Here is a 16,233-nt window from a genome sequence, read left to right on the forward strand (position 1 = left end):
GGCCGGAGCGGGCCGGGCACCGGCCAGACCGACCGTGGCCCGCAGGTCCGTGTCGTCCGGCGGCGCCGCGATGCGCACCCGGGCGCCGCAGCCCAAGCGCTTCACCAGCCGAGCCGTGGTCCTCGGCCTCCTCCTGAGCGTCCTGCTGCTCGCCTACGCCTACCCGGTCCGGGTCTACCTGGCCCAGCAGGCGGAGATCGCCGCCCTGGAGCAGAGCCAGGAGCGGCAGACCGTCAAGATCGCCGAGATGGCGGAGCGGGCGGCGAAGTGGAACGACAACGAGTATGTGATCAGCCAGGCCCGCCAGCGGCTCAACATGGTGCTGCCGGGCGAGAAGTCGATCGTCGTGATCGACCCGGCGCGCGGCCAGCAGACCGACCCGGCGGCGATCCCCGGCGCGGAGAAGTCCGCCCGGCCCTGGTACGGCAAACTGTGGTCGAGCGTCGAGGCGGCGGACTGAGGATGACAACGGAATTCGAGCCGACGGCCCCCGGGTCGGCGGCCTCTTCGCCTGTGCCCGCTGACGCGGCTCCCGCTGCCGGGTCGGATGCCGGGTCGGCGCCCGCTGCCGGGACGGAATTCGAGCCGGCCACCGAGGAGGATCTCGCGGTGGTGGCCGCCCAGCTCGGCCGCACCCCGCGCGGCACGCGCGCGGTCGCCCACCGCTGCCCCTGCGGCCTGCCCGACGTGGTCGAGACGACCCCCAGGCTGCCCGACGGCACCCCGTTCCCGACCCTGTTCTACCTGACCTGCCCGCGTGCCGTGCACGAGTGCAGCCGCCTGGAGTCGTCCGGCCTGATGCGCGAGATGGGCGCCCGCCTCGCCGAGGACCCTGAGCTGCGCAAGGCGTACGAAGCGGCCCACGAGGACTACCTCCGCCGCCGCGAACAGGTCGGCCACGTCGACGAGATCGCCGGCGTCTCGGCCGGCGGCATGCCGACCCGGGTGAAGTGCCTGCACGTCCACCTGGGCCACGCCCTCGCGGTCGGCCCGGGCGTCAACCCGTTCGGCGACGAGACCCTCGCCCTCGCCGCCGAGTGGTGGGCCTCCGGCCCCTGCGTCCCGCCCCCCGCCTGACCCGAACACGGGACGCCCGTCCACCATTGGCGACACGCCTGGAGATCCAAGTCGCGAAACGGGCAACTATTCAGGTGGTCGGCGTGTTTGATCGAGCCACCGGCCGTGAACAACTCGACCCCAAGGTCCTGACCGACCTGCACACCTGCTGGCAGGCCGGACTTGCCGACGCAGCACCGCGGGCGCCCAACACTGGTTACACGTCCGCAGCTACATCTCCACCGCCGCCGAACACGGCCAGAACACCCTGGCCGCGCTCCACGACGCCCTCACCGGCAACCCATGGCTCCCACCACTACCTGAATAGTTACAACCACGGCCGCCCGAACAGCCACCACGCGACTTCGATCACCACCCGTGGCCACCCGGCCACTCGGACTCACCGCGGACGCTGACCTCGGCCACGACGGCGGCCGGTCACCGGATGCGGCGCGCATGCGCGATCCCAGCCAGCGCGGCACGCGCGGCTGTGCGTCGCGGAGCGGCGCATTGGGGTGCGGGTGAGAATCCCCGCCGGGCCCCGCCGCGCAAGCGGTGGGGGGAGTTACAGCTAGATGCGGGTGACGACGGAGCGGAGGATCTCCCAGCCTTCGAGGTCGTCGGCGGTGCCGGTGTGGGGGCGGCGGAAGCGGCGGACCTCGACGGCGATGTCGGTCAGGGCCCAGCGCAGCTGGTACAGCATGATGGTCGAGGGGCGGGGCAGGACGCCGGTGGCCGCCGCGTAGGCCGAGAAGATCGAGCCGTCGCCGGGCTCGATGAGCCACAGGTCGCGCTCGGGCGGGGAGATCAGGACGGTGTCCCAGTCGATGAGGCGCCAGCCGGTCGGGGTGAGCATGGTGTTGCCCGAGTGCGGCTCGCCGTGGGTGAGAACCGCGCGGACCGGCTCGCCGTGGCTGTCCAGGACCAGCTCGTCGTAGCGGGCGAGCAGGCCGGCCAGGGCCTCCCGGTGGCCGGCGAGGAGCTCCGCGGCCAGGCGGGCGTAGGGGCCGCAGTCGGGGCCGGGAGCCTTCAGCGCCGCCTCGATCTCGGCGCGGCCGGGGACGGCGAAGTCGTCGACGCGGGCGTGGCGGTGGACGATCGAGGGCGCGGTGTGCAGCTGGATGATCATGTCGAGGGTGGCCTGGCGGTGCTCGGGGCCGCGGAAGGCGTTCCAGTCGAAGCTCTGCCCGTCGACGAACGGGAACAGCGCGACGGCGAAGCGCCCCAGCAGGAACAGCGGCTCGCCGCGGCGGGTCGGCACGGGGGCGACGGCGAAGGTGCGGCCGGTGGCGTGCAGGTCGACGGCGACGCTCAGCGACGCGGTGAGGCGGGCGACGTCGGCGTCCTGGTCGACGGTGACGAACCAGCGGTTGCCGCCGTCGTCGGCGACCTCCCAGTGGTGGCTGCCGAAGCCGACCGCCCGGTAGCCCAGCGACGCGACGGAGAGGCCCCACTCGCGGAGAAGGGCCTCCTTGAGCGCGTCTTCGGGAAGACCAGCGGGCGGCGTCAGCACGGTTCTGCACGTTACGGCAGCCCCGGCGCCTTCGCCGCCCGACAACTACAGAGTAGGACAGGAATGGTTACTTACCAGCGACCGGCGGAGCGGTGCTCTCGACGATCTGGGCGCCCTTCGGGGCGACGAACGCCTGCGCGTCGACCTTGTCGCTGTACTTGCTGAGCTCGACGCCGATGGCCTTGTCGTCGGTGCCCACACCCTTGAACCGGGTGAGCAGGCCGCTCTCGGCGACGCAGACGTGAAACTCCTTGGCCGTGACGTCGTTCGGGCCCGCGTTGGCGTCCTGCGGGATACCGGTGACGTCGAGGCAGTCGCTCTTCTGGCCGGCGATGGTCGCGGTGTTCTCGGCGATCTTGACACCCGGTACAAGAGCCGCCGCCGTCATCAGGCCGAGCGCCATCTCCGTGTTGATGAAGCCACCGCCCGCGACGGCGGAGAGGTAGGCGGCCTGGTCGGCGGAGGACAGCTGGCCGGTCTGCACGGCGCTCTTCTGGCAGACGACCTTCTGGCCGCTCTTGCCGGTGCAGACCAGCAGTGCGTCCTCGGTGAGGATGAAGCGGCCGTCCTTGCCGATGTACGCGGCCTTCGGCGGCTGCTGCACCACGGTCGTCGGGGTGCCGTCGTCGGTCTTGTACTCGGCGGTGAAGGTCAGGCTCCCGGACTTGCCCATCCGGTCGGCGAGGTCGGTGATCGCGGAGACGTTGTCGACGGTCTGCTTGACCTGGTTGATGAGACCGCAGCCGAGCGCGCCGGCGCCGAGGGCGGTAGCGAGCACGACGGTCAGGATTCGGGTACCGGCACGATGCATGCCGCCCAATGTGGGGCCGGTCACCGGGTCTTTCAACGAACTGTCAGCAGGGCGACCCGTTGACGGTGCAGCTGACCGGGTCGGCCGCGGCGCCCTTCGCCTCGAACCCCATCCGGATCGACCCGCCCGGCTCCAGGTAGGTGTTCCACGACTGGGAGCGCAGCGTCAGCCGGTCGGCCTTGTGCTCGGCCGCGGCGCCCCAGGTGGACGTCGGGTCCACGTGCGGCGGCAGCTGCAGTTGCACGACCCAGCCCTGCAGCGGCTGGCTGCCGATGTTGGTGACCGTCACCTCGGCGTTGAAGCCGTCCTTCCACTTGCTGCGCACGGCATAGCCGGCCTTCACGCCACCCTTCGCGACAGGTTTGCCGGCCGAGGCGCTCGGCGTCACGAGCTGGGGCCGCTCCACGGTCACCACCTTCGCGGCGGGTTCCTGCGTCAGGTACAAAACGGTCATGGTGCCCGCGGCCACGGTCGCCACCGCGGCGGTGACGACAAGCACGCGCTCACGTGTCATATGCCACATCCGCGCGCCACTACCCTGACCGTCATGGAGGTAACCGTCCGGCGGGCCCGGACCGCAGACGTGCGGGGCATCCGGCGGCTGGTCGCCATGTACGTGGCGGACCGGCGGCTGCTGTCGAAGCCGATGGTGGCGCTGTACGAGGCCGTGCAGGAGTTCTGGGTCGCCGAGCGCGACGGTGTGATCGTCGGCTGCGGCGCGCTGCACGTCATGTGGGAGGACCTGGCCGAGGTGCGCACCGTCGCGGTCGATCCGACCACGCGCGGGCACAAGATCGGGCACAGGATCGTGTCGGAGCTGCTCACCGCGGCCCGCGAGATCGGCGTCCGGCGGGTGTTCGTGCTCACGTTCGAGACCCGGTTCTTCGGCTCGTTCGGCTTCGTGCCGATCGACGGCACGCCGGTCACCCATCAGGTCTACGAGGAGCTGCTGCGTTCGTACGACGAGGGCGTCGCGGAGTTCCTCGACCTGGAGCGGGTCAAGCCCAACACCCTCGGCAACCACCGGATGCTGCTGCATCTGTAGCTTGATCGCATGACTCGCGTCGCGGCCATCGACTGTGGAACGAACTCCGTCCGCCTGCTGATCGCCGATGCCCAGCCCGACGGGTCGCTCGTCGACGTCACCCGGCAGATGCGCATCGTGCGGCTGGGCGAGGGCGTCGACCGGACGGGGCGGCTGGCGGAGGCGGCGATCGAGCGCACCCGCGTCGCCCTGGTCCACTACGCGGCCGAGATCGCCGCGGCCGGGGTGGACCCTGCGCAAGGGACTGTCCGGATGGTCGCCACCAGCGCGAGCCGCGACGCGTCCAACGCCGACGACTTCCGGGCCATGGTCACCGCCACCCTCGGCTTCGCCCCGGAGGTCGTCAGCGGCGACGAGGAGGCCCGCCTCACGTTCGCCGGCGCGGTCCAGGGGCTGGGGGCCGAGCCGCCGTTCCTGGTCTTCGACATCGGCGGCGGCTCGACCGAGTTCGTGGTGGGCTCCGCCAGCGGCGTCGACGCCGCGATCAGCGTCGACATCGGCTGCGTCCGGCTCACCGAGCGCCACCTGCACGACCACCCGCCGACGGCGGCGCAGGTCGCGGCGGCCGGGAAGGACATCACCGGCGCGGTCGACCGGGCCCTCGCGGCGGTCGACGCCGGCCGGGCCCGCACGTTCGTGGGGCTGGCCGGGTCGGTGACCACCGTCACCGCCCTGGCGCTGGGGCTGACCGAATACGTGCCGGAGCGCATCCACCGGGCCCGGGTCTCCACCGCCGACGTGGCGAAGGTGACCGCGGACCTGCTCGCCGCCACGCCGGAGCAGCGGCTCGCCAACGCCGTCATGCACCCGGGGCGCGCCGACGTGATCGGTGCCGGTGCGCTGATCCTGCGCATCATCCTCGAACGGGCCGGCGCCGACGACGTCATCGCGTCCGAGTCGGACATTCTGGACGGTGTCGCGATGTCGTGTTTGCGTCAGTAAAAGGTCAGCCGGTGCGGCGCACCTCGGCGCGGGACTGCTCGCGCGGGTCGGCGTCGTCGCGGGACCACCACCAGCCGTAGGTCAGGACGCCCTCGGCCGGCATCGTCATGATGATCTTCGCGGGCATGGGTCCCTCGTACGCGTTGAACACCCCGGGCTCGTGCTCCACAAACCGGGTCACACCGGGCAGTTCCAGGCATGTGACGTGGAGTTCGAGCCGCCCGGCCTCACTCGCCGTGAGGATGGTGTGCTCAACGTGTTGCAGGCCCTTGCTGTCACTGACCGCCTCGTAGTCGAGGGTGATCGCGTTGCCGCGCACCACCGACGTCACCTTGATGCGGGCGACGAACGGCCCGGACTCCAGCCCGTCGCCGCGCCCGCGGTAGACACCGGGCGCTGAGGCGAGGCGTTTCAACAGATCGGTCACGGCGCACACCGTAATACGTGCGCGCACCTGACTGTATGCATCTCGCACCTGCGGTTATCGTGGGCCGTCACCCCCGCGCCTAAGGGGCACGTTAGGGTGATATTTGCGGCATATCCGGAAGGAAGCACATGTCTGATCAGTACCCGCCGCCCGGCGGCTATCCGCCGCCCCCCGGCGGCGGTGATCCATACGGGCAGCAGCCACCACAGTACGGCCAGCAGCCGCAGTACGGGCAACAGCCGCAGTACGGGCAGCAGCCCCAGTTCGGCGCCCCGCAGTACGGGGAGCAGCCGCAGTACGGTGGCGCCCCGCAGTACGGCGACCAGCCTCCCTTCGGCGCGCCGCCCGGCCCGCCCTTCGGCGCCCCGCCGCCCCCGCCCCGCCGGGGCAAGGCCGGCAAGGTCATCCTGATCATCGTCGCGGTCCTCGCTGTGCTGTGCGTCGGGTGTGGCGGCGCGATCTGGTACTTCGCCAAGGACAGCTCGACCAACGCCAAGGTCGGCGACTGCCTCGCGGGTGACGAGATCACCGGCTCGAGCACCAAAGAGGTCGACCTCAACATCGTCAAGTGCACCGACGCCAAGGCGAAGTACAAGGTCATCGGCATCGTCGACAAGGTGGCGCGGGCCGACGCGCTGAAGCAGAAGACCACCGTCTGCGACGCGTACATCGAGCAGGGCGCGGAGTCCGTGCTCTGGCAGGGCACCGACCCGGCCAAGGGGCAGGCGCTCTGCCTGGGTCCCGCCAAGTAGTTCCCCCGAAGCACGTCCTGACGGGCGGTCCGCGACACGCGGGCCGCCCGTCCGCTTGTGCACTTGATAGTACTGCGCATTGCGTACTACTCTGCTTCACGTGGACACCACCCAGCTGCTCAAAGGGGTCCTCGACCTGGCCGTGCTCGCCGTCCTGCGGGACGAGGACGGGTATGGCTACGACATCCTGCGCCGCCTTCGGTCGGCCGGGCTCGACGAGGTCGGCGACGCCTCCGTGTATGGCACCCTGCGCCGGCTCTTCCAGGCCGGGATGCTCACCACCTACGTGGTCCCCAGCGAGTCGGGGCCGCACCGCAAGTACTACGCGCTGAACGCCGCCGGCCGGACCCAGCTCGGCGCCTCGGGCAAGGTGTGGCGGGGCTTCGCCACGACCATGGACCAGTTGATCGGGGAGACGTCGTGACCGAGGCAGCCACGATCGAGATCGACTACTACTACGAGCGGGTGGCCGCGGCCCTCGCCGACCTGCCCGCGGAGACCCGCGACGAGCTGCTCGAGGACCTGCCGGCGCACTTCGCCGAGGTGCTCGAGGAGCAGGGCGGCCCGCTCGTCGACCGGCTCGGCCCGCCGGCGACCTACGCCGCCGAGCTGCGCGCCGCCGCCGGTCTCGACGCCGCCGCGGGAGCGGAGGCCCGCCGGGCGCCGGTCGTCGTCTACTACGAGCGGTTCGTCGCGGCCCTGCCGGAGCTCGACCGGCGCGCCGGCCGGGTCATCGGCTACCCGCGGGTGACGGAATTCCTGCGGCTGCTGCGCCCGGCCTGGTGGATCGCCCGCGCGGTGGGGATCGTGGTGCTGATCTTCGCCATGGACGTGGTGCCCGCCGACCGCTTCGACGACCCGATCGGCTGGCTGCTGCTGGCGGTCGCGATCGTCGTGTCGATCCGCGTCGGCGCGACGGGCGTGCCCCGGGCGCCCCGCTGGATCCGGTTCGCCGGGACCGCCGTCGCCGTCGTCGGCGTGCTGTTCGTGATCGCGAACGCGCCGAGCCTGCTGCGGGGGTATGGCAGCAGCCAGGACTACTACCCGACCAGCGGCGGCCGCTTCGACAGCGTGACCAACGTCTTCCCGGTCGACGAGCAGGGCCGCTCGCTGCAGCACATCACCCTGTACGACCAGAACGGCCAGCCGATCCAGGTCGGCGACTACTGGCGCTGCACCACCGGCGACGAGTCCAAGCCGGTGAGCTACCCGCTGTGCCTCGGCACGCCCCGCCCCGGCGAGTCCGAGACGCCGTCGCCGTCCGTGCCGCCGTCGGCGTCGCCCTCCGCCGTTCCATCGGAGTCTCCCGCCGCGCCCGGTTCGCCATCGGCGTCCCCGTCGGCGTCGGCGTCGCTCAGCCCGAGCCCGTCCCGCTAGTTTTGAGGCGTGCCAGACGACCTTGACCTCCTCGACGCGGAGATCTGCGACTGCCGGCTGTGCCCCCGGCTGGTCGAGTGGCGGGAGCAGGTCGCGGCGACGAAACGGGCCGCGTTCCGCGACCAGGAGTACTGGGGCCGTCCCGTCCCCGGCTTCGGCGCCCACGACGCCACGCTCGCCATCCTCGGCCTGGCACCCGCCGCACACGGGGGGAACCGGACCGGTCGCATCTTCACCGGCGACCGGTCCGGTGACGTGCTGTTCGCCGCCATGCACCGGGCCGGCCTCGCCAACCAGCCCACCAGCGTCAGCAGTGACGACGGCCTGTCACTGGAGCGCACAAGGATCTTCTCCGCGGTGCGGTGCGCCCCGCCGGACAACAAGCCGACCCCCGCGGAGCGCGACACCTGCGCGCCCTACCTGCACCGCGAGCTCACCCTCATCCGCCCGACCCTGCGGGTCGTGGTCGCGCTCGGCGGATTCGCCTGGGCCGCCTTCTGGCCCGCGCTGCGCGCCGTCTACGGTGTAGCACCGGCACGAAAGGTACCGTTCGGCCACGGCACCCTGTGGCAGGCCGACGGCGCCCCCGCGTTGCTCGGTTGTTACCACGTGAGCCAGCAGAACACCTTTACCGGCAGGCTCACGCCAGGAATGCTGGACGAGGTTTTCACCCGTGCGAAGGCACTCGCCGGGATCGGATGACGCTGACCGACGGGATGTCATGGACCGCACCTTCAACCGCTGGTTGCCGGTGCTCGCCGTCGTCGCCGTGCTCGGCATCGCCGCCGCGGCCGCGTCCACCTCGTCGCCCGAGATCAGCAAGGTGCCCGTGCCGGAGCTGCTCGCGACGCCGCCCGCGGTGTCCCCGACGCCGGACGTCATGACCTCGGGCGGGCCGCTGGCCTCGGCCGCGCCGGAGGAAGCCCCGTTCACGCTCCCCGACTGGGTGACGTACACCGCCGGCATCCTGTGCCTGCTCGTCGTCGCGGTGCTCGTCGGCTGGCTCGCCTGGTCGCTCCTGCGCAACGCCGGCCCCAAGCGCAAGGCCCGGCTCTTCGTCGAGCCGAAGCAGCCGACCCCGATGACCGACGGCGGCGCCGAGGTGATCGCCGCGGTCGACGCCGGCATCGTCGAGCTCTCCGACACCGACACCGACCCGCGCCGCGCGGTCATCGCCTGCTGGGTCCGCCTGGAGCGGGCCGCCGCGGCCGCCGGCACCCCCCGCGAGACCGGCGACAGCCCCACCGACCTGGTCACCCGGCTCCTCGCCGGCCACCAGGTCAGCCGGTCGACCCTCGAAGGGCTCGCCTTCGTCTACCGCGAGGCGCGGTACGCGACCCGCCCCGTCGACGAGCGGTCCCGCCAGGGCGCGATCGAGGCGCTGCGGCAGCTGCGCTCGGAGCTGTCGCTGCAGGGAGGTGCGGCCCGTGGCGCGTAACCCCGACGAGATGGTCAGCCTCGAAGAGCTCTTCGACGCCGGCCGCACCGCCGTCGCCGCCGACCCGCGGCCGGTGCGCCGCCCGTCCCGGCCGTACGACACCCGCTGGTGGATCCGGCGGCTGTTCATCGCGTTCGCGCTCACCACCGTCGGCTGGGGGCTGCTGTACGTGGTGGGCCTGACCGTGTCGTACCCACTCGTCTTCCTCGGCATCCTGGCGGTCGGCATCATCCAGGAGGCGCTGCGGCAGGTCCATGCCGACGAGCTGCCGGTCACCGTCACCGGCCGCGGCCTCACCCCGGTCCGCCCGCCGACCCTGGCCAAGAAGAAGGCCCTGGCCAGGACGCGGCGCACCGGCGAGGTCCTCGACGGCGTCCCCGTCCTCGACGGCCTGCGCCTCGCCGTCGGCCGGTGGGAGGACCGCCTCGTCTGGGGCGAGCGCGACGCGAAACGTTTCGCCGCGCTCGTCGTGCCCCGCATCTCCGACCTGGTCGACACCAGGCTGCGGCAGAAGCACGGGATCACCCTGGCGGGGTCGCCGAGACAGGCAAGGGCACTGCTGGGGGAGGAGCTGTGGACGCTGCTGCACCAGCCGCCGTCGCGCGTGCCGAGCCCAGGAGACGTAGCATCGATCGTCGCGAAGGTGGAGGGGCTATGAAGACGCTCGCACCGGCCGAGGTTGGCCGGATCGCCAAGGTGGTCCTCGACCAGGTCGGCACGGTGGTCGTCGGCAAGCGCGACTCCCTGGAGCTGGTGCTGGCCGGGATCCTCGCCGGCGGGCACGTGCTGCTGGAGGACCTGCCGGGTCTCGCGAAGACGCTGACCGCGCGCTCGTTCGCGCAGGCGCTCGGCATCAGCTTCCGGCGGCTGCAGTTCACCCCCGACCTGCTGCCCGCCGACGTCACCGGCTCGTTCCTCTACGACCAGCGCTCGCACGAGTTCACCTTCCGTGCCGGCCCGGTCTTCACGAACCTGCTGCTCGCCGACGAGATCAACCGCACCCCGCCGAAGACGCAGTCGGCGCTGCTGGAGGCGATGCAGGAGCGGCAGGTGTCGGTCGAGGGCGCCACGTACCGGCTGGACCCGCCGTTCCACGTCCTCGCCACCGCCAACCCGATCGAGTACGAGGGCACCTACCCGCTTCCCGAGGCGCAGCTGGACCGGTTCCTGCTGCGGGTGTCGTTCGGATACCCGGACGCCGACGAGGAGTGGGAGGTCCTGCGCCGCAGGATGTCCCGCCGGCAGGAGGACGCGATCCTCGAGCCGGTCGTCGACTCCGAGACCCTCCTCGCCATGCAGGGCGCGCTGGAGGACGTCAGCGTCGAGGACTCGATCGGGCGGTACATCGTCACCCTCGCCGCGGCGACCCGCTCCCACCCGCAGGTCCTCGTCGGCGCCTCGCCCCGCGGCTCGCTCGCGCTGCTGCTGCTCGCCCGGGCCGCCGCCGCGCTCAGCGGCCGCGACTACGTCATCCCCGAGGACGTCAAGGCCGTCGCCGTGCCCGCCCTCGCCCACCGCATCACGCTCCTGCCGGAGATGTGGCTCAAGCGCATCGACCCCCGGGCCGTCGTGGGCGAGGTGCTCGCGCAGACCCCGGCACCCGCCAGCGGCGCGCTGCCCACGTACGGCGGAAGGCGTGGCTGAGCGGCGCCCCTCGCCGGGCGTGCGGTCCCATGCGCGGGCCTTCGAACCGACCCGCGCGCTCGGCCGGGCGGTCTTCGTCGCCGGCGTGCTCGTGTTCGTCGCCGTCCTCATCGGCCGCTTCGACCTGGTCCTGCTCGCCACGCCGTTCGCCCTCGGCACCGCCCTGTCGCTGCTGCGCCGGCCCGCCCGCGCGCCGACCCTCGAGGTCACCGCCGCCGAGCCGTTCGTCGTCGAGGGCGCCGACCTCGACGTGAGCGTGGGCGTCGGCAACCCCAACCCGGGCGGCTTCGACCTCGTCGTGGTCCGCATCGCCGTGCCCCGCTGGATCCGCCTGGAGCACAGCGACCGCCCGTACGCCGTCGGCGTTGACCCCGGCACGATCGCCTCCGTCGACCTGCACGGCCGGGTGCTGCGCTGGGGCCGCCATCCGCTCGGCCCCGTCGACGCGCACGGCTTCGCCGCCGACGGCCTGCTCATCAGCCGCGCCGTGCAGGCCCCCGCGCTGCCGATCAAGGCGTACCCGGCGATCGAGCACTTCGACGCCGCCGAGGCCATGCCCCGCGCCGCCGGCCACGTCGGCGGCCACCGCTCCCGCCGCCCCGGCGAAGGCGGCGAGCTCGCCGGCGTCCGCCGCTTCGGCTCCGGCGACCGGCTGCGCCGCATCGACTGGCGCGTCTCCCTGCGCACGCGGGAGCTGCACGTCGTCAGTACCCTCTCCGACCGCGACGCCGAGGTCGTCGTCCTGCTCGACGCCCTGCACGAGGCCGGCCGCTCCGGCGGCATCGACGGCCGCGCGTCCGTCCTGGACACCACCGTCCGCGCCGCCGCCGGCATCGCCGAGCACTACCTGCGCCGCGGCGACCGGGTGGCGCTGCTGCAGTACGGCGGCCAGATCCGCCAGCTGCGCCCCGCCAGCGGCCGCAGGCACTACATGACGACCCTCGAGTGGCTGCTCGACATCAGCCCCGCACAGGTCGCCGACGAACCGCCACCCTCGGTCTTCGGCCCACACATGGTGCAGCACAACGCGCTGGTCATGGTCCTCACCCCGCTCCTGGACCCCCGCTCGGCATCGATGCTCGCCAACCTGGCCCGCGCCGGCCGCTTCGTCGTCGCCGTCGACACCCTCACCGAGCCCTCCGCCGCCCTGCGCGGCACCGGCCCGTGGGGCGCGGTCGCCCACCGCCTCTGGCTCCTCGAACGCGACAGCGTCATCGGCCAGCTCCGCGAGCACGGCGTCCCCGTCGTCCCCTGGGGCGGCGCCGGCAGCCTCGACGAGGTCCTGCGCGGCGTGGCCCGCGTCGCGCTCTCCCGGACGGTCACCAAATGATCGAGGAGCTGCAGGACGCCCTGCTCACCCGCCTGGGCCGCCTCAAGGACATGCTCGAGCGCGCCGCCGCCGGCCCCCTGCTCGTCCGCTTCGCGGTCTTCCTGCTCACCCTGGTCGCGGCCCTGGTCGCCTTCCCGGCCGAGGTGATCCTCAGCCCTCTCGCCCTGCTGATGGCCGCTGTACTGGCCGCGCTGCCCGCCCTCTTCCCCCGCACCCGCCTGGTCGGACTGGCCATCCTGCTGTGTGCCTTCGGCTGGCTCCTGAACACCTACACGTACGGCCAGAAGATCACCATCCCGCGCCTGATCGCCCTGGCGACCGTCCTCTACCTCACCCACTCCCTGTCCGCCCTGGCCGCCGCCCTGCCCTACGACGCCATCGTCTCCCCGGGCATCATCGTCGCCTGGCTCCTGCGCGCCACCGCCATCGTGAGCGCATCAGCCATCGTCAGCGTCATGCTCCTGGCTGTGGTCAAGGCCGTCATCGGCCCGGTCTTCCTCCTCGCCTCCCTGGTAGGCGTCCTGGCCGCCGCCGCCCTGGCCTGGTTGATCACCCGCAAAGCGCCGTAATAACCCCCGCCGCGGCAGCGGTGGGGGGATTTACAGTGAGTGCGGTTACAGCTTGCGTAACGGTCGTTACATGTCTGTGGCCTGACTGAAGATGAGGGGTGTTCGCGGCTAGCGTTGCTGGTGTGGCTGCTAAGCGAATCCTTATCGTCGGTGCGGGGCACGTCGGGCTCTACGCCGCTCTTCGTCTGTCCAAGAAGCTGGGCCGGCACGAGGCCGAGGTGACGGTTGTCGATCCGCAGCCGCACATGACCTACCAGCCGTTCCTGCCGGAGTCGGCGGCCGGCAACATCTCACCGCGGCACGCGGTCGTGCCGCTGCGGCGCGAGCTGAAGCGCTGCCACGTGCTCGCCGGTGAGGTCACCCGGATCGAGCACGCCCGGAAGGTGGCCATCGTCCAGCCGATCGTGGGGCCGCCTCGTGAGGTGCCGTATGACCACATCGTCGTCGCGCCGGGGTCGGTGTCGCGGACGCTGCCGATCCCGGGGCTGCGCGAGCACGCGGTCGGCTTCAAGACGATCGGTGAGGCCATCTTCCTGCGCAACAGCGTGCTGGACCGGCTCGACGTCGCCGCGACCACGATCGACCAGGCGACCCGGCGCCGGGCGCTGACGTTCGTGTTCGTCGGCGGCGGGTATGCGGGCATCGAGGCCCTCGCCGAGATGGAGGACATGGTCCGGGGCGCGCTGCGGTACTACCCGGAGATCCCCCAGGAAGACGTGCGGTTCGTGCTCGTCGAGGCGGCCCAGCGGATCCTGCCCGAGGTCGGGCCGGAGATGGGCGCCTACACGGTGGTGCAGCTCACCCGGCGCGCGATCGACATCCGGCTCGGCACGCGGCTCGAGTCGTGCGTCGACGGGATCGTGAAGCTGTCCGACGGCGACGAGTTCCCGGCGGACACGATCGTGTGGACGGCGGGCGTCAAGCCGCACCCGATGCTGGAGGACACGGACCTGCCGCGGACCCAGCGCGGGGCGATCACCTGCCTGCCGACGCTGCAGGTCGTGGACGCCGACCAGAACGTCGTCGACGGGGCCTGGAGCGCCGGTGACTGCGCCGCGGTGCCGGACCTCACGTCAGCGGTGCCCGGGGCGCTGTGCTCGCCGAGCGCGCAGCACGCGGTCCGCCAGGCGGCGCGGCTCGCCGACAACATCGCCGCCGTGGTGCGTGGGCGCCGCCCGGTGGAGTACAAGCACAAGCACGTCGGCTCGGTCGCCGGGCTCGGCCTGTACAAGGGCGTCGCGCACGTCTACGGGGTCAAGGTCCGCGGGCTGCCGGCGTGGTTCATGCACCGGACGTACCACCTGAGCAGGATCCCCACGCTCAACCGCAAGATCCGGGTCCTGGTCGACTGGACGCTGCAGCTCGTGCTGCGCCGCGAGGTCGTCGCGCTCGGGTCGCTGCACGAGCCGCGCGAGCCGTTCCTGACCGTGGCCCCGCCGATCCCGCTGCACCCGACGGCCAAGTCGGACCAGAAGGCGAAAGCGGCCTAAGGCGCGCGCCACACCCAGACGTCCTCGACCCGCTCGCCGGGGCCGAGCAGGCCGTCCATGGTCTGCTTGAGCGCCCCGGCGTTCGGGTGGCGGGGGTCGAGCACGAAGGACGCCGCCCGCCAGTACGCGACGTCGCGGGCGAGCGCGGTCCGGTCCTGGTCGGTCGGGGAAGCGGCGGACCCGGACTTCGCGACCCGCTGCAGCAGCTGCGACGTCGGCCGCGGGTAGACGCCGACGGCCGCCGCGCCGCCCTTGCCGTACGGCCCGATGAACCAGCCCTGCGGGGTGGCGATCCGCACGTCGGTCGCCGCCGCCCACCGCATCGCGTCGGGGTCCCGCGGATCCGGTAGCGGCACGGGCACGACCACGCCGTCCTCGGGCGTGTACATCCGCCAGTACCCCTCCGTGAAGAACCGCGGCGCGGGGGCACGGTCGGTCACCGGCAGCGGCACCGGGGCGAGCGGCACGAGTGCGGCCGTCACCGCGACCGGCACCAGTAGCCGCAGGGTCTCCGTCTGCGTGATCGCCGCGTGTACGACCCGCGCCACGATCACGGCGAGCAACGGGATCGCGCCGAGGGCGAACCGCGTCGGCAGCGCCGACTCGATCACCGGCAGGCCGGACAGCAGCGCGAACGGCCCACGCTGCTCGGTGGGCGAGTCGTCGACGACGATCCACGGGCCGAGCGCGAAGAGCGACAGCACGACCGTAGTCACGGCCGACGCGAGGACCGCCGGCTGCCGCCACATCCAGACCGTCGCCCCGAGCGCGACCAGCAGCAGCGGCGCGCCGAAGAAGGTGGTGTACTCCGCGGGCCCGCTGACCAGCCGCGCGGCGCTGTCGTCGCCGGCGAGCGACTGCGGCGAGATGGCGGTGAAGCTGGCGAGGTCGGCGGAGAAGAAGGAGGGATGGAACACCCCGCCCGAGGCGCTCTGCGGCCCCTGGAACTGCAGCCACAGCGGGTACGCCAGCAGCGCCGCGGCCAGTCCGGCGCCGATGCCCAGGCCGAGGATGAACGGCGGCACCACCCGCCGCGACGGCCGGGCCGCCGCCGCGAACACCAGCGTGAACACCGCGAGGGTCACGGCCGCGAGGAAGAGCACCTCCTCGCCGACGAAGAACTGCGCGGTGACGAGCGCGCCGAGCAGCACTCCGGTCCGCGCGGTCCGCCACGTCACGTCCGTCTGGTGGGCGAGGCGGACCACGCACCAGACGATCGGCGGCACCAGCCACGCCGCGGTCATGTGCAGGTGCGCGTTGGACTGCGACACCATGCCGGGCGCGAACGCGGCGAACGCGCCCCCGAGCAGCGCGCCGGCCCGGTGCGTCCCGAGGGTGCGGGCGAACAGCAGGTACCAGCCGATCCCCGTCGCGGCGAGGTTGCCGGCGACCAGCAGGCTGAACGTGACGGGCGCGCCGAACGCGAGGGTCACCGGGGCCATCAGCAGCCCCATGCCGATGAGCGAGGCGTTCGCGAGGAGGTTGACGCCCTCGGGCGCGTTGAGCATGCCGGTCACGAGGGTGAAGTCGCCGCGGTACGCTCGGGTGGCGTAGGCGAGGAACCACTCGTCGAGTGCCTGGTCACTGGGGTTGTGCGCGAGCACGCGCCCGGCCGGACCGGGCCACAGCCGGTGCGTCAGCAGCGCGGCGGCGAGGATGAAGAGCAGCCCGGCGCCCACGTCGACCGGCCAGCGTCGCGACGCCTGCAACGGTGGACCCTCATTTGTCAAGGGCTCCGGCGGCGCCATCTCAACCTCGTCGGTCAGTGGGGGGCTGCTCACCCGGATGACAGTAACGGCGGTCCCCTTGTCGGTGTTGACGGTTCGTCGGACGGGCTAC

Annotated in this window: 19 protein-coding genes; 14 read left to right on the forward strand and 5 right to left on the reverse strand. The window is 72.3% G+C overall.

Features of this window, described 5'->3' with window-relative positions; translation table 11 throughout:
• The first annotated feature begins 34 nt into the window (after nt 1-34).
• Nucleotides 35-460: a septum formation initiator family protein gene (locus tag ABZ321_RS11620; protein ID WP_344501741.1), complete on the forward strand. Its 426-nt coding sequence runs from the start codon at nt 35-37 to the stop codon at nt 458-460.
• Between the two features lie 149 nt (nt 461-609).
• The gene (locus tag ABZ321_RS11625; protein WP_344501740.1) at nt 610-1,077 is read left to right on the forward strand and encodes a DUF501 domain-containing protein; all 468 of its coding nucleotides are present in this window, start codon (nt 610-612) and stop codon (nt 1,075-1,077) included.
• A gap of 550 nt (nt 1,078-1,627) precedes the next feature.
• On the opposite strand, the gene ABZ321_RS11630 is transcribed toward ABZ321_RS11625, so the two are convergent.
• The 3 genes from ABZ321_RS11630 to ABZ321_RS11640 form a co-directional block, all read right to left on the reverse strand.
• Nucleotides 1,628-2,569, reverse strand: coding sequence for a phosphotransferase (locus ABZ321_RS11630; protein WP_344501739.1), 942 nt, complete (start codon nt 2,567-2,569; stop codon nt 1,628-1,630).
• A gap of 67 nt (nt 2,570-2,636) precedes the next feature.
• The gene (locus tag ABZ321_RS11635; protein WP_344501738.1) at nt 2,637-3,380 is read right to left on the reverse strand and encodes a hypothetical protein; all 744 of its coding nucleotides are present in this window, start codon (nt 3,378-3,380) and stop codon (nt 2,637-2,639) included.
• A gap of 43 nt (nt 3,381-3,423) precedes the next feature.
• The gene (locus ABZ321_RS11640; RefSeq protein WP_344501737.1) at nt 3,424-3,894 is read right to left on the reverse strand and encodes a cellulose binding domain-containing protein; all 471 of its coding nucleotides are present in this window, start codon (nt 3,892-3,894) and stop codon (nt 3,424-3,426) included.
• Nucleotides 3,895-3,927: 33 nt separating this feature from the next.
• Here ABZ321_RS11640 and ABZ321_RS11645 point away from each other — a divergent pair, with 33 nt between their 5' ends.
• Both ABZ321_RS11645 and ABZ321_RS11650 read left to right on the forward strand, forming a co-directional pair.
• On the forward strand, nt 3,928-4,425 hold the full coding sequence (locus ABZ321_RS11645) for an amino-acid N-acetyltransferase (protein WP_344501736.1): 498 nt from the start codon (nt 3,928-3,930) through the stop codon (nt 4,423-4,425).
• Between the two features lie 9 nt (nt 4,426-4,434).
• Nucleotides 4,435-5,367 (forward strand): Ppx/GppA phosphatase family protein, encoded by a 933-nt coding sequence (locus tag ABZ321_RS11650; RefSeq protein ID WP_354890860.1) that lies wholly within the window; start codon nt 4,435-4,437, stop codon nt 5,365-5,367.
• A 4-nt stretch (nt 5,368-5,371) separates the two neighbouring features.
• Here ABZ321_RS11650 and ABZ321_RS11655 read toward each other — a convergent pair whose 3' ends face one another.
• Complete coding sequence (locus ABZ321_RS11655) at nt 5,372-5,794, reverse strand: hypothetical protein (RefSeq protein WP_344501734.1); 423 nt, start codon at nt 5,792-5,794, stop codon at nt 5,372-5,374.
• Between the two features lie 128 nt (nt 5,795-5,922).
• Here ABZ321_RS11655 and ABZ321_RS11660 point away from each other — a divergent pair, with 128 nt between their 5' ends.
• The 10 genes from ABZ321_RS11660 (at nt 5,923) to ABZ321_RS11705 (ending at nt 14,394) form a co-directional block, all read left to right on the forward strand.
• The gene (locus tag ABZ321_RS11660; RefSeq protein ID WP_354890861.1) at nt 5,923-6,546 is read left to right on the forward strand and encodes a hypothetical protein; all 624 of its coding nucleotides are present in this window, start codon (nt 5,923-5,925) and stop codon (nt 6,544-6,546) included.
• A 100-nt stretch (nt 6,547-6,646) separates the two neighbouring features.
• Nucleotides 6,647-6,970 carry a PadR family transcriptional regulator gene (locus ABZ321_RS11665; RefSeq protein WP_203845204.1) on the forward strand — a complete coding sequence of 108 codons (324 nt, stop codon included), beginning with the start codon at nt 6,647-6,649 and terminating at the stop codon, nt 6,968-6,970.
• A complete protein-coding gene (locus ABZ321_RS11670; RefSeq protein ID WP_354890862.1) occupies nt 6,967-7,923 on the forward strand; it encodes a hypothetical protein in 957 nt (318 codons plus the stop codon). The genes ABZ321_RS11665 and ABZ321_RS11670 overlap by 4 nt, the downstream gene beginning before the upstream one ends.
• Before the next feature lie 9 nt (nt 7,924-7,932).
• The gene (locus ABZ321_RS11675; protein WP_354890863.1) at nt 7,933-8,625 is read left to right on the forward strand and encodes a uracil-DNA glycosylase; all 693 of its coding nucleotides are present in this window, start codon (nt 7,933-7,935) and stop codon (nt 8,623-8,625) included.
• Nucleotides 8,626-8,644: 19 nt separating this feature from the next.
• Nucleotides 8,645-9,361 carry a DUF4129 domain-containing protein gene (locus ABZ321_RS11680; RefSeq protein WP_354890864.1) on the forward strand — a complete coding sequence of 239 codons (717 nt, stop codon included), beginning with the start codon at nt 8,645-8,647 and terminating at the stop codon, nt 9,359-9,361.
• On the forward strand, nt 9,351-10,019 hold the full coding sequence (locus ABZ321_RS11685; protein ID WP_344501729.1) for a hypothetical protein: 669 nt from the start codon (nt 9,351-9,353) through the stop codon (nt 10,017-10,019). The genes ABZ321_RS11680 and ABZ321_RS11685 overlap by 11 nt, the downstream gene beginning before the upstream one ends.
• On the forward strand, nt 10,016-11,005 hold the full coding sequence (locus ABZ321_RS11690) for a MoxR family ATPase (RefSeq protein WP_344501728.1): 990 nt from the start codon (nt 10,016-10,018) through the stop codon (nt 11,003-11,005). Before ABZ321_RS11685 ends, ABZ321_RS11690 begins: the two co-directional genes overlap by 4 nt.
• Nucleotides 10,998-12,335 (forward strand): DUF58 domain-containing protein, encoded by a 1,338-nt coding sequence (locus ABZ321_RS11695; protein ID WP_344501727.1) that lies wholly within the window; start codon nt 10,998-11,000, stop codon nt 12,333-12,335. The genes ABZ321_RS11690 and ABZ321_RS11695 overlap by 8 nt, the downstream gene beginning before the upstream one ends.
• Entirely contained in the window at nt 12,332-12,904 is a 573-nt protein-coding gene (locus tag ABZ321_RS11700; protein WP_354890865.1) for a hypothetical protein, read from the forward strand. The genes ABZ321_RS11695 and ABZ321_RS11700 overlap by 4 nt, the downstream gene beginning before the upstream one ends.
• A 122-nt stretch (nt 12,905-13,026) precedes the next feature.
• Nucleotides 13,027-14,394 (forward strand): NAD(P)/FAD-dependent oxidoreductase, encoded by a 1,368-nt coding sequence (locus tag ABZ321_RS11705; RefSeq protein WP_344501725.1) that lies wholly within the window; start codon nt 13,027-13,029, stop codon nt 14,392-14,394.
• Here ABZ321_RS11705 and ABZ321_RS11710 read toward each other — a convergent pair.
• Nucleotides 14,391-16,175: a hypothetical protein gene (locus ABZ321_RS11710; protein WP_354890866.1), complete on the reverse strand. Its 1,785-nt coding sequence runs from the start codon at nt 16,173-16,175 to the stop codon at nt 14,391-14,393. The genes ABZ321_RS11705 and ABZ321_RS11710 overlap by 4 nt on opposite strands.
• Between the last annotated feature and the right edge of the window lie 58 nt (nt 16,176-16,233).

The organism is Dactylosporangium sp. NPDC006015 (genome assembly GCF_040614215.1).
GTDB lineage: Bacteria > Actinomycetota > Actinomycetes > Mycobacteriales > Micromonosporaceae > Dactylosporangium > Dactylosporangium maewongense.

What these genes read in the sequence shown, in the direction of transcription:
- ABZ321_RS11635 (WP_344501738.1), bottom strand. Translation starts at nt 3,380, where the DNA reads ATGCATCGTGCCGGTACCCGAATCCTGACCGTCGTGCTCGCTACCGCC.
- ABZ321_RS11640 (WP_344501737.1), bottom strand. Translation starts at nt 3,894, where the DNA reads ATGACACGTGAGCGCGTGCTTGTCGTCACCGCCGCGGTGGCGACCGTG.
- ABZ321_RS11645 (WP_344501736.1), top strand. Translation starts at nt 3,928, where the DNA reads ATGGAGGTAACCGTCCGGCGGGCCCGGACCGCAGACGTGCGGGGCATC.
- ABZ321_RS11650 (WP_354890860.1), top strand. Translation starts at nt 4,435, where the DNA reads ATGACTCGCGTCGCGGCCATCGACTGTGGAACGAACTCCGTCCGCCTG.
- ABZ321_RS11660 (WP_354890861.1), top strand. Translation starts at nt 5,923, where the DNA reads ATGTCTGATCAGTACCCGCCGCCCGGCGGCTATCCGCCGCCCCCCGGC.
- ABZ321_RS11680 (WP_354890864.1), top strand. Translation starts at nt 8,645, where the DNA reads ATGGACCGCACCTTCAACCGCTGGTTGCCGGTGCTCGCCGTCGTCGCC.
- ABZ321_RS11690 (WP_344501728.1), top strand. Translation starts at nt 10,016, where the DNA reads ATGAAGACGCTCGCACCGGCCGAGGTTGGCCGGATCGCCAAGGTGGTC.
- ABZ321_RS11700 (WP_354890865.1), top strand. Translation starts at nt 12,332, where the DNA reads ATGATCGAGGAGCTGCAGGACGCCCTGCTCACCCGCCTGGGCCGCCTC.